Below are 12,202 nucleotides of genomic sequence, written 5' to 3'. Positions count from 1 at the left end.
TGTCCGAAGAACATTTCTATCAGCAACATCGCTCGTTTGAACCGCGATTTCATCATTGCGAAACTGAAAGACTAATCAGTACTTTCGACATTTGATTAATATCACTAAAACTCCTCTGCCGGGAAACTGGTAGAGGAGTTTCTTTTTGGGAGGAGAGGAATACTTCCTATTTCTGCAATTATCTCCCAACTCAGATATTTTATTCAGCACCCCATTAATAATGCGAATCAGTAGTTGAAACTTGTTCATAACGGGAAAGAAAGGAATAAATTCAACTATTGACTCGAATTAATAAGAAAAGTGGGCACTCCTATATTATACTTCCTGTACGCAGCGCACGTGGAGAGTTGCCGAAATTTTTCTTGCAAAAATTAGAGAAGTGAGGCAAAGATTCAAATCCATATTTATAGCAGATTTCAGAAATGGTAACTTTCGCATTTCTAAGATCGTCCACAATACCTTCTTTTCTACGCTCCTGCATCCATTCGTAGACAGGTTGATGGAATATAGAGGTGAAAATACGGCGGAATGTGGTAGCAGTATAGCCTCCCAACTTTGCGAACTCTTCAACAGTCTTCACTTTATGATAGTTTTTAAGAACAAAGTATTCGAAGCTATTTGTATATTTGGATAGTGGATGTACTATCGTAGCCAATTCATATTCTGTATAGAAGCGACCCAAAATGAATGCAAGTTCCTTCTGCTTGAGTTGAAGTAGTTCTTTGCATATCTTTGTCTCAGACAGATAGGTTTTAGAGCATTGCAAAAAGAAGTTGAGCTCAGGACAAATCTTCAAGGGAGAATAAATAAGAGGGGGAGTTACTTCCCGTGCTATATAATTAAAGTGGTCCTCACAAAGCATTTCAAGTTTGGTAAAGCGATAACAAACACACTCGACATCGGTCATCGCAAGAATTTCATATTTAGAACCAATAGCTTGAAGAAAGAAATTACCAGCGTAGACTGTAGTACCTGCATACTCTTTACTATTCACAAGTATCTCACCCTTCAATAAAAAAATCATAATATTATCTTCACTTCTTTGCACAGGAAGATGGAAACCTCTTGCATGAGAAGCATATAAGATAGTATTGTCCGTAGCTTTAGGACACTTCAGACAATCACCGCCGGGTACTCCACAAACGGACGATTCAGACATAGTAGGACAGAGTATTATTTGTTTGTTTGCTGCCTACAAAAATATAGAAAATATTCTAATAAACAAATATTCCCCGAAAACTTCGAGAAAATGAAGTTTTCGGGGAATATGAATTATGAGAATAAAGTCTTATTAACCTTCAATTTCAGGTTCGTCCCATCCACTAATTCCAGGTGCAAAGCTTACAGTAGCACCCTTAAGATTTAAAGTTAGGGTATAACGTACTTTTTTACCAGTTCCCCAGACAGTTGTTAGCCCTTCAGTAAGATTATCAGTAACAGAGGCTATCTCATTTGTCATTGCCTCATCCGTATAAACACTATAACTAATCATAATCTTACCATCTGCCAAAGTTTGTGGTATTAACATTAAAGGACCATCTGCTGATACCAAATCTACAGTTGCAGTTTTTTTAACAGAAACAGCACCATTAGTCAAATAAGCATAAGTCTTAACGGCATCAGTAGTAATAGTTTCCCAACTTCCATCTTTGAAATTATAAGTACCTGCTCCATATGCTCCTCCTATTGAAACTGCAGTAACTTTATAATATAGATTAGCATCGCCACCTGTTGCAGAAAAATTAATTTGAGTCAAAGCATGTTTAAAGGTCAAATCAACAGCATTGTCCGATTTCTTTTCATTCTCTGCTTTTGCTACAACAAAATCTTTTTGTGCTCCAACAGTTGCAGCAACAGCATAATTTATAGTGGGATACTTGCCTGTAGCTGTATAATTTGTAGCATCATCATCAGTAGCATATGCATAAAACTGAATATTGCCTGTTGATGGCCAGTAATAAGTACCTGTGAACCCCCACTTAGCTTCATTATAAGTAACAGCTAATCCATTAACATCACCCATAAACGGGCTTACCGGCAAGTTAGCTACACCAGCCTCATCAGCACCAGTATTATAAGCATATACAGTAAAACCAGTACCTTGCAATCCAGCTATACTTGTAACAGTAGCTCTTGTACTATTACTTACTACCGTTCCAAACGTAATTTTCGCCTTTTGTGCTGCATTATCAATCTCTTCATTCTGTGAGCAACCTACCATTGCTGCTGCGGCCAAAGCCATTAATAAAATCTTCTTCATAACCGTTCGTTTTTTAAGTTAATATTTTGTTTGTTATATTTATATTTCACACTGGTAATTCAACATTATCTTCATCACCCCAATCTCCAACATCACCACCAATTCCCCCACCGCTACCTGGTTCCGGTATCACATCGTCTACTACTATATCTTCTTCAAGAGGAATATCTATAGTCACATCCATATTTGGCGTTTCTTCTTCACCAGGGCCTGTACCTGGATTATCACCTGGATCAGGAGTTGGAGGATTTACTACTTTCGTTATATCCGCCTTTACTTCTTGTACCACATTATCGAGTTTCACCAATTTTAATGTCAGTGTTACTGAAATATCCGCTTTCGTCGTTGCACTCTTTGGAAGTACAAATCCTGAGAAGCTACCTTTTATCACTCCATCACCTTTACTTGTGTCTACATATATCGGTGAAGCACTCAACTTACAGCAACGTGCCCCCAAATTATACGTCCCATTCATTCCACTTATATGGCAGATAATATTTGACACATTATATAGCCCTGCAACTTTTACTTCAAACGAAAACCGTTTTACAACAGCTTCCGGCTTATATTCCATCAAAAATACGTCATCACTCTTTTCAATATCTACATCGTTCAAAGCAACTACATACAACGGGTCGGGTGACCAAACCATATCTTCTCCTTTAGTATCCAATCCTGTGCAACCTCCTGTATAAGCCTCAATCGTCTCATAGCTCTCGTCTCCATGAATTAAAACACTCTCCGTATTGTAGTTGTAGATAACTACTGCATAATGTCCCGGCGGCACCTTCACCTCACCTCCCGCAGGTGGTAAATAGGTCTCCACTTTCCGTCCTTCGTCATCCTTCGGATAGAAAATCACCCGCATTGTCTCCGGCAACTTGTCCGTTACTCCTGTCCAGTTTAGTTTAATCTGCACTCCACTAACAGGGTAATCGTCCAACATATCCCGGAATTCACATCCCCCCAGTACCAGCAACAGTCCGGAGAAAAGCATCAGAAATATACAACGCACGCTTTTCATTTTCTTTATCTCCTTGCTGTTATGAGCCATACCAAAGAAACTTTAGCTTTTGTAGGCCCTATAAAATGGTACTTACCACTGCTGGTCCAAATCAGGTCGTTCTTGTATGTAGTATATTTCCGGTATTCTGTATCTAAATAACCAACACCCAAACTAAACTCTATCGCTAAATGACGGGATATCGGATGCGTATAACCGTAAGTAACACCTGCGGCTACATAATACTTACCCTGATACCCTTTTTCTTCTTTCAACTGGAAATCATATACGCCTCCCTCGGCATATACTCCCAAGAAATGTCCGGTCAATCTACTACGTACACGGCGGTTACCCAACCAACAACGCGTTTCTACACCTCCCGAAAGAAGTTGATAACAAAAACCATGTCGGCCATTGGACCACCAAGGACACTTATACTCAACATTCAAAGACCAACGCTGCCCCATCGGCAACTCTACTTCTATATTCGGAGCCAAAGCTAAGTCATAAAGTAAGTTGTTTTTCAGAGCCAGCACCGTTTTACGCAACGATACTGGCTTTTCTTCTTTTGTTTCCCCTCTCTCTTCTGATACAGCAAACAGTCCTTGCGGTATCGCTCCTTTTATTAACGAAGTAGCTGTTGGCAGTACTAACTCTGCCATGGATAATGTATCTTTTGTTCTCTCTTTCCTTTCTATTCTCGGAAGCAAATACTTTGATAAATAAGTATAAGCCCTTCCTTCATTAAGATAACGCAATAACCTTTCCAATTTCTGAGGATTTCCATTATGATGTTGAATCAACATTAAGACTTCTTCCTTATCCGGTATTTGTGTATCTGCCAACACCCAATTATATATTTCCGTCCAACTATTCTGCCCTGCTACCTTTCCTGGTAAAATACAAAAAAAGAGTAACCAGAGAACGTATATAATAGTGCGTTTATCCATAACTTTGCGTTGTATGTCAACAAAATTAGAAGATATAATTTATATATAATCACCTCATTATAACTATTTTCATGGCATGAAAGGTTCTGTGAAACGATTGAAACAGATTTGCAACTTTTGCCCTCCATCTCAATATCTCCTTTTACAAATTTCCTCATTTTCACCCCTTTTCCTTATCTTTTGAAGAGTAAATACCCCAAGTTATCATTTCGCTACCATTTGTTGCATATTAAGCACAAAAAGATAACCCGTGCACGAAAACAGTGAAATACCGTGAAAGAATTATAAAAGGAACATGGAAAACAAGGTCAAATTTGGAGGATAGTACCGGAACGTTTACATTTGTCATGTGATTTTTTTCATAGTATTAGATTTAAGGTTAACAAAGGTTGGAGTACAGCGGTACTCCTTTTTTTATGCCTATACATCACATATAGAAATATACTACTATCTGCAACAAAAAGAATCCCTTCATTATTTCGCAAAGTGACAGAAAAATCCTATCTTCGGCAGGCTTTTTACACCTAATATATAAAGACAAAGCCTTTTTGCCCCGTAAAGTTAAAGAAAATGAGGAAATTACTATATATACTACTCGTCGCAATACTACTCTGCTCAGGATGCACCAAGCAGCCTACATCTCCCAATAAGATACCTATGACCAGCGGCCACCGCGGAGCCAACGCCATCGCTCCCGAAAACACTATGGCCTCAGCCGATTCTTGCATTAAATATGGTGTTGATTATATGGAATGTGATCTCTGCATCAGCAAAGACAGCGTATTCTACCTTTTGCACGACTCTACACTCGACCGCACCACTAATGGGACAGGAAATATTGGAGATTGGATGTCCGCCGACATTGACACCTTGGATGCAGGTTCCTGGTTTGGCCCTGAGTTTACCGGGCAGCGCGTTTTGCGTTTTGCCGACTTGCTACGTAAAGCAAAAGAAAACGGATTAAAACTTACCATTGATTACCGCAACGGCGATATTCAGAAGTTACTGACTATGATTAAGTCCGAAGGCATGCTAAAGAATTGCAACTTTACCTTCTATAACGAAGAAATGACCAAGTCTTTCAGGAAAATGGCACCCGAAGTAAAAACCTTGCAAGCTTATGTAAAGGACGAAGCGGATTTAGATAGAGTAGTAAAGGAAGTAAAACCCAATGTTGTCGTTATCTGGCTCGACTCCTTAACCCCGGAGTTCGTTAATAAATGCCACGAATACAACCTACAAGTAATGGCATTGGTTTTGGGTTTAGATGACAAAACAATAGACAATCAGAGGACAGTAGACTTGGGAGTAGACGCTATAGCAACGGATAGACCAGAACAATTCATCATGAAATATGGAAAGTCGAATATAGGAAAATAGGAAAGAAGGTTGATATTTCAATTAATTCTTCTAAATTTGCAGAACTACAGTGCAAAGAACCTACTCATCATACCATGAAAACAAACCTCTTCTTCTTTATATTTGTATTCGCTTTTCTATGCCCAAAAGGTAATGCTGCTTCTTTACCCCTAGATTCTATGCTTGTTCAGTTAGATACTTACCTGAAGAATAATAACCAATATATAGAAGAAAAAGAAACAAAGATCGACAAATGGCGTCAGCATCTTGGCAAAGCAGTTTCTAACGAAAAACGCTATGAAGCCAGCATCCACCTGTTTGAAGAATACAAATCCTATAAATATGACTCAGCCTATACTTATGCCCACCAGTCACTGCAACTGGCTCAACAATTACAAAATCAAGGTTATGTAGTCGAAGCAAACAGTGCTATTGCCTTTTGCCTGCTTTCTTCAGGACTTTTTAAAGAAGCATTCGATGTAATAGAAAAGATAGACGTCACTAATGTCCCCCTCAGTTACAAGATAGCTTATTACTCTCTCTATAGCCGACTTTATTACGACATTGCCGACTACAATCACGAAGCACCTTTTCAAGAAACATATATCAAGAAAGGAAGTCAATACACAGATTCCCTGCTCAGCCTTGTTCCTGAGAAATCGCTTAAATGGTGGTATGCCACCGGACAGCGTCAAATGAAAGAACGACAATATGAAGACTGTATCTACTCTTTCCAGACTTTGTTACGACGAAAAGATGTCGACCCGCATACCGAAGCTATCATTGCATCCAGTCTGGGATGGGTATATTGGTTGCAAGTCGATAAAGACCAAGCTATGATTTACCTGATACGTGCAGCCATTGGCGATATACGCTCGGCAACCAAAGAAACAACTGCACTGTGTGTACTGGCAAACCTACTCTATGAACGTGGAGACATCAACCGTGCCAACAACTATATACAGCTGGCTTTGGAAGATGCCAACTTCTATAACGCCCGGCACCGCAAGATAGAGGTCGGCTCCATTCTGCCTATTATTGAACAAGATCGTTTCGGCATCGTAGAGAGGCAGCGCAACATACTCATAGGAGGAATCGTCCTGTTTCTACTATTCTTCACCCTGCTGCTCAGTGCTACCCTTATCATCTACAAGCAGGTGAAGAAGTTACGTAAAGCACGCCAGACCATAGAAGAGCGTAACCGGGAATTGCAACAAACCAATGAGCAACTATCCGAAGCCAACAAAATCAAAGACGAGTATATAGGCTACTCCTTCTACCTGAATGCCGAATACATTGGTAAGATGGAAAGCCTGTACAAAATGATTAATCGGAAAATCGCCGCACACCAATACGAAGACTTGCGGACTTCATTCAAAGAGTCCACCCTGAACAACGAACGCGACAATATGTATGCCTCCTTCGACGAGACGTTTCTGAAACTTTTCCCCGGTTTTATCACTGCCTACAATCAGCTTTTCCCCATAGGAGAGAACAATCATAATGAAAACAGCCCATCTCTCACTCCCGAAATGCGCATCTTTGCCCTTATCCGTCTGGGTATCTGCGAAAGCGAGCGCATAGCCAAATTTTTGAACTACTCCGTTCATACAATCAATACCTATAAGACACGGGTAAAGAATAAATCCGTCGTTTCCAACGAGCAGTTCGAGGCAAAAATAATGGAAATAGCAGCCGTGACACTGTAGTTTTATCACATCGAAACCCTCCGAAACAGATTTTACTGCTTATATTCCACTTATACAAATCAGAGAAAGGCGAAATGTTTTCTCGCTGTAAATAAATGAATTAGCTATAATACATTCGAAATATACGTTATACAAACCATAGTTTTTTTCTTTTCTCCCCAGTAAACCTATAGTTTTGCATTGCCGACTGAAAGAGAAGTCTTGCACCGGCCAATGCATTGTGTGAGTTAACCTGATTTATTTACTTAAAATTACAATCCATGAAAGCATTCAAAACCATTCATGCTTTTCTACTGTTTTCGTTGCTTGTTGCGGGGCTTTGCTTCACAGCCTGTAACAATACCGAGGACGGATCTTATGTAACTCCCATTACCTTAAGTGAAAAGATTAACGGTAAATGGGTTCTCAATTCCATTAAACAAGTAGATGAAATTGCCGCAAAGAATATCGATTTGAGCGGACAACTCGATTTCATGTCATTCAGCATCGACCTTCAAGCCGACGCCGATAACAATCCCACCACTTTCAGTGTGACGGGCAATGCCCCCGCCCTGCTGCCTGCATCCGGCAACTGGGAAATGGAGCATCCTTTCACTAACTCCGACGGTAAGCCTGCCCGTATATTTCTCTACAGCGATGCCGACAAAAGCCAAAAGGCAGCCGTGCTGACCGTCACTGCCACTCCGGGCACCAACCGTATACTGGAGTTCAAGTTGACCCGCAAGCAGAAAGGACAAGCTTTCGTTTCATACATCTATAATCTGGTACCCGCTACCGTAAATAAGTAAGGAGGACTGAATATGAAAAAGATACTATCTCTTGCCATCGTACTGATTTGTACACTACTGCCCACAAGCCTACGGGCTGCCGACCCCATAGAAGGTGGTGCTCCCTACAAGATATGGACTTATCCGGTAGTTTACCGTGCCACGGACAAAGTAACCTGGTACTTCGATATGACCGATACGAAATTCAAAACCGGTGAAGATCTCTACATCTGGACTTGGTCACCAAGCGAACCGGATGCAGGCAACTGGGACAACTCTTCGGACTTCGCCAAACTGACATATAAAGGCGACAATATCTATACATTTACCCTGATACCAGAGAAATACTACGGCAAACCCGCATCAGACATCAACGCCAACGATGACATCTTCTGGGGAAGACTGAAAACCAAGACCGGACTGATGCAAAGCGATGTATTCCAAATAAATACCTCGCACCTGGACTGGAAAACATTCGTCGACAGTGGAGAAGGCTCCAAACCTTTCCCCGAAAAGTTCAGCATGAAAGATCCCTTCTCATTGCTGGTGGATATCAGCAAGATTCCGTTCGCAGGCAAAGCCGGTGGTCTGAAAGACATTACCTGGGAATCTCTGCACTTGCATAGCGGACTGGATATGTGGACCGTACAAGTACAAGCAGATATGAGTAAACCCGAAGCCATCAAAAAGACCCAATTGACCCATGTAGAAGGTGATATTTATCGTATGGATATGATTCCGATGGAGTATTACGGTGTGGAAAGCGATTATGAAGCCGAAAACATAGCCTGGCTTATCACTACTCATAACCCTGACTGGGCAGGAACTACCCCCGATGCCGTACTGAAAGCCGCAGCAGCAGTGCCTTATCCGGACCCGCAGTTCTCTTTCTTCCCACAAAAATTCAGTTCACTGGATATCCTGACGCTGACCCGCCAATATAACGGTAAAACAGATGGTGACCTGAAATACACCCTCACCGCCGGTGAAAAGACGATCACAGGAACCCTGGACGGCAACCGTGACAAGCGCGAAGCAATCATCAATCTGGCCAAGGAACTGGCAGGAATGACCAGCCTGACCAAAATTCACCTGAAGATAACGAACACTAATAATGTAGCAGTAGTCGATACCGACCTGCCACTCGTTCCATTGTCGGAAATCACTTACGAATAATCAAATCTTCTAAATGGGAAAAGATATGAAAAACAAAACCATACATACCATTTGTTCCCTCTTCATGCTACTCATCATGCTGGGGACAAGCCAAAACCTATTGGCGCAAAACATAACAGCTACCGGCAAGGTAGTGGATAGAAACCAAGAACCACTGATTGGCGCCAACGTAAAAGTAGTAGGCACCCAAGGTGGAACCATCACCGGCCTGAATGGTGATTTCAGCCTGAATTGTCCGCAAGGAGGCACACTCGAAATCTCGTATATCGGCTACCTTACACAGAAAGTAGCAGCAGGCAAGAATCTGACCATTACCATGCAGGAAGACGCCGTGACCCTAGCAGAAACCGTTATTGTAGGTGTAGGCTACGGTACCATGCGCAAGAGCGACCTTACCGGTTCCATCGCTTCCGTCAGTGCCAAAGACATGAAACAGGGAGTCATCACCAGTGCCGAACAATTGCTGCAAGGCAAGGTAGCGGGTCTCTCCGTTGTACAAAGTTCCGGTGCCCCCGAAGCCGGAGCGAGCATTCGTTTACGCGGAGGTACGTCCCTCTCTGCCAGCAACGGCCCGCTCATTGTAGTGGACGGCATCGCAGGAGTGGATATGAACTCCGTACAGCCTTCTGAAATCGTATCTATCGATGTACTGAAAGATGCTTCGGCAGCAGCCATCTACGGATCGCGTGGTGCCAATGGTGTTATCATCGTGACTACCAGCCGTGCTGCCACCGATGTAGAGCAAAAGAGCATCCAGTATAATGGCTACGTAGCCATCGGACAAACAGCCAAGAACATGGACATCCTCAGTGCCAACCAGTGGAGAGGCTATGTACGGGATAACAATATAGGCAGCGCCCTCGATTATGGTTACGACACCGACTGGCAAAAAGAGTTGGAACGTACAGCCATCTCGCACTCGCACAACGTCTCTATCAGTAACTCCCGGAAAGCCGGTGGCTACCGTGCTTCCATCACCTATCAGGACAACCAGGGTGTTATCAAACTCAACGACATGAGCCGTTTGGCAGGTAGTATCACCGGTTATCAGACCGGATGGGACGGACGCCTTCGCATCGACGCCGGCATCAACGCCAATTTCGATAAATGGAATCCTATAGATAGCCGTATCTTCGAGCGTATGGCAAATATGAATCCTACGTTCCCTGTTTATAATCCGGATGGTAGTTTCGCCCAAATCGGCGGCACCAATACCGAGAACCCTGTAGAGTTGAATACCAACCGTACCAACGACCAGAAACGTCACCGCTTCCTGGGTTACGGCAAAGTGGAGCTGGAACTACTGAAAGGTTTGAAAGGCGTAGCCAACGGTTCATACGAATATCAATCCACCGAAGGAGGTCTTTACAAACCGACTTATGCCATGATGGAAGGACAAAGCGAAAAGGGTTGGGGTCAACGCACCCACGGCGAATATACCAACCAACAACTGGAAGCTTACCTGAACTATGATGTAGAATTTGCCAAGATTCACAAGCTGAACGTCATGGGTGGTTACTCTTACCTGAAGACTACAGCCGAAGGTTTCGGCTCTACCCGTAGCGGTTTTGATACAGATGCTTTCGGCTATAATAATCTGGCTGCCGGTAGCGACTTCCGTGCCACAGACGTTTATTCTTATAAGAACGAATCGAAACTGATTTCCTTCTTCGGCCGTGTCAACTACAACTTATTGGGTAAGTACATGCTTACAGCTACCGTACGCCACGACGGTTCCAGCCGCTTCGGCGACAATCACAAATGGGGTACCTTCCCTTCCGTATCTCTGGCGTGGCGCATCAGTGACGAAGCCTTTATGCAAGGCACTTCTTCCTGGTTGGATAACCTGAAACTACGTGCGGGCTACGGTGTGACCGGTAACCAGAATGGTGTAGAACCTTATAAGTCACTCGCCATCCTGAGCGCCGACGGAGCCAGCTACTATGATGCCGCCACCAATACCTGGAAGAAAAGCTACGTACAAGCTCAGAATACGAATCCCGATTTGAAATGGGAATCAACCGCACAGCTGAATATCGGCTTGGATTTCAGTATACTGAACCGCATCAACGGTACCATTGAATACTATCACAAAAAGACAAGCGACCTGCTTTGGACATACCCCGTTCCGCAACCTCCTTACTTGGTAGGCACCATGCTCGCCAACGTGGGAGACCTTGTAAACCAAGGTGTTGAGTTGACTTTGAACGCCAACATCCTTCGTCAAAAGGACTGGACACTGGACGCTAACGTTAGCCTTGCCTACAACAAGCAAGAGATTACCAAACTCTCTAACGATACTTATCAGGCAGTAGGTCTGCAATCCGGCTCACTTCACGGACTGCGTGGAATGTCGGGACAGTACTCACAAATCATCAAAGAAGGTTATCCCGCAGGTACCTTCTACGGACCGAAGTGCAGCGGCATCGACGCTGACGGCAAGTACATCATCGAACGTGACGCCGAAGGCAATCCGGTGAAAGAGAACCTGGGCAGTGCCATGCCTAAATTCAATCTGGGTGTCGGTATCAATCTGACTTATAAAGATTTCGACCTGAGTGTAGCCGGTTATGGCATGTTCGGACAAAAAGTACTGAACGCCACCCGCATGGCTATGTTCGACGCTACCCGCCTACCCGCACAGAACGTGCCCGATGACTTCCTGAACAGTGGCATCAAAGACGATCCAATCTTCTCCAGCTATTTCATTGAGAAGGGCGACTTCTTCCGCTTGCAATCCGTTACCTTGGGCTACACCATTCCTAACGTAAAGAAGATAGGATTACAGAAAGTACGTTTCTATCTGACTGGTGAGAATCTCTTCTGCCTCAGCGGATACAGCGGCATCGACCCCGAAGTCTCTATTCCTGATAAAGTGCTCGACGGTCCGGGTATAGACTGGTTCAACAGCTATCCACGTCCACGCACGTATTCTCTCGGTGTAAACATTGCTTTTTAGTAATTTGTAATTTGTAATT

General features: G+C 43.1%; 9 protein-coding genes. 5 read left to right on the top strand and 4 right to left on the bottom strand.

Annotated elements, in window-relative coordinates:
- Nucleotides 1-310: 310 nt before the first annotated feature.
- The 4 genes from Q1W14_RS17690 to Q1W14_RS17675 all read right to left on the bottom strand — a co-directional run bounded on the left by Q1W14_RS17690 (nucleotide 311) and on the right by Q1W14_RS17675 (nucleotide 4,213).
- Nucleotides 311-1,159: a helix-turn-helix transcriptional regulator gene (locus Q1W14_RS17690; protein ID WP_300703787.1), complete on the bottom strand. Its 849-nt coding sequence runs from the start codon at nucleotides 1,157-1,159 to the stop codon at nucleotides 311-313.
- A gap of 132 nt (nucleotides 1,160-1,291) precedes the next feature.
- On the bottom strand, nucleotides 1,292-2,260 hold the full coding sequence (locus Q1W14_RS17685) for a fimbrillin family protein (protein ID WP_300703785.1): 969 nt from the start codon (nucleotides 2,258-2,260) through the stop codon (nucleotides 1,292-1,294).
- Between the two features lie 46 nt (nucleotides 2,261-2,306).
- Nucleotides 2,307-3,314 carry a DUF5119 domain-containing protein gene (locus Q1W14_RS17680; protein ID WP_300703782.1) on the bottom strand — a complete coding sequence of 336 codons (1,008 nt, stop codon included), beginning with the start codon at nucleotides 3,312-3,314 and terminating at the stop codon, nucleotides 2,307-2,309.
- Complete coding sequence (locus tag Q1W14_RS17675; RefSeq protein ID WP_300703779.1) at nucleotides 3,290-4,213, bottom strand: DUF3575 domain-containing protein; 924 nt, start codon at nucleotides 4,211-4,213, stop codon at nucleotides 3,290-3,292. Before Q1W14_RS17675 ends, Q1W14_RS17680 begins: the two co-directional genes overlap by 25 nt.
- 570 nt (nucleotides 4,214-4,783) lie before the next feature.
- Here Q1W14_RS17675 and Q1W14_RS17670 point away from each other — a divergent pair.
- The 5 genes from Q1W14_RS17670 (at nucleotide 4,784) to Q1W14_RS17650 (ending at nucleotide 12,183) form a co-directional block, all read left to right on the top strand.
- The gene (locus Q1W14_RS17670; RefSeq protein ID WP_300703777.1) at nucleotides 4,784-5,593 is read left to right on the top strand and encodes a glycerophosphodiester phosphodiesterase family protein; all 810 of its coding nucleotides are present in this window, start codon (nucleotides 4,784-4,786) and stop codon (nucleotides 5,591-5,593) included.
- Nucleotides 5,594-5,667: 74 nt separating this feature from the next.
- Complete coding sequence (locus Q1W14_RS17665; RefSeq protein WP_300703775.1) at nucleotides 5,668-7,281, top strand: DUF6377 domain-containing protein; 1,614 nt, start codon at nucleotides 5,668-5,670, stop codon at nucleotides 7,279-7,281.
- Between the two features lie 260 nt (nucleotides 7,282-7,541).
- Nucleotides 7,542-8,069, top strand: a complete 528-nt coding sequence (locus Q1W14_RS17660; RefSeq protein ID WP_300703774.1) for a DUF5004 domain-containing protein — start codon at nucleotides 7,542-7,544, stop codon at nucleotides 8,067-8,069.
- Nucleotides 8,070-8,081: 12 nt separating this feature from the next.
- Nucleotides 8,082-9,224 carry a hypothetical protein gene (locus tag Q1W14_RS17655; protein WP_300703772.1) on the top strand — a complete coding sequence of 381 codons (1,143 nt, stop codon included), beginning with the start codon at nucleotides 8,082-8,084 and terminating at the stop codon, nucleotides 9,222-9,224.
- 13 nt (nucleotides 9,225-9,237) lie between these two features.
- Entirely contained in the window at nucleotides 9,238-12,183 is a 2,946-nt protein-coding gene (locus Q1W14_RS17650) for a TonB-dependent receptor (RefSeq protein ID WP_300703770.1), read from the top strand.
- Nucleotides 12,184-12,202: the final 19 nt, after the last annotated feature.

Origin of the sequence: Bacteroides sp., assembly GCF_030151085.1 — a bacterium.
Lineage (GTDB): Bacteria > Bacteroidota > Bacteroidia > Bacteroidales > Bacteroidaceae > Bacteroides.
This window is presented reverse-complemented; position numbering and strand designations above follow the sequence as displayed.

Coding starts and splice junctions, on each gene's coding strand:
- Q1W14_RS17690 (WP_300703787.1), bottom strand. CDS start 1,159: ATGTCTGAATCGTCCGTTTGTGGAGTACCCGGCGGTGATTGTCTGAAG.
- Q1W14_RS17685 (WP_300703785.1), bottom strand. CDS start 2,260: ATGAAGAAGATTTTATTAATGGCTTTGGCCGCAGCAGCAATGGTAGGT.
- Q1W14_RS17680 (WP_300703782.1), bottom strand. CDS start 3,314: ATGGCTCATAACAGCAAGGAGATAAAGAAAATGAAAAGCGTGCGTTGT.
- Q1W14_RS17675 (WP_300703779.1), bottom strand. CDS start 4,213: ATGGATAAACGCACTATTATATACGTTCTCTGGTTACTCTTTTTTTGT.
- Q1W14_RS17670 (WP_300703777.1), top strand. CDS start 4,784: ATGAGGAAATTACTATATATACTACTCGTCGCAATACTACTCTGCTCA.
- Q1W14_RS17665 (WP_300703775.1), top strand. CDS start 5,668: ATGAAAACAAACCTCTTCTTCTTTATATTTGTATTCGCTTTTCTATGC.
- Q1W14_RS17660 (WP_300703774.1), top strand. CDS start 7,542: ATGAAAGCATTCAAAACCATTCATGCTTTTCTACTGTTTTCGTTGCTT.
- Q1W14_RS17655 (WP_300703772.1), top strand. CDS start 8,082: ATGAAAAAGATACTATCTCTTGCCATCGTACTGATTTGTACACTACTG.
- Q1W14_RS17650 (WP_300703770.1), top strand. CDS start 9,238: ATGGGAAAAGATATGAAAAACAAAACCATACATACCATTTGTTCCCTC.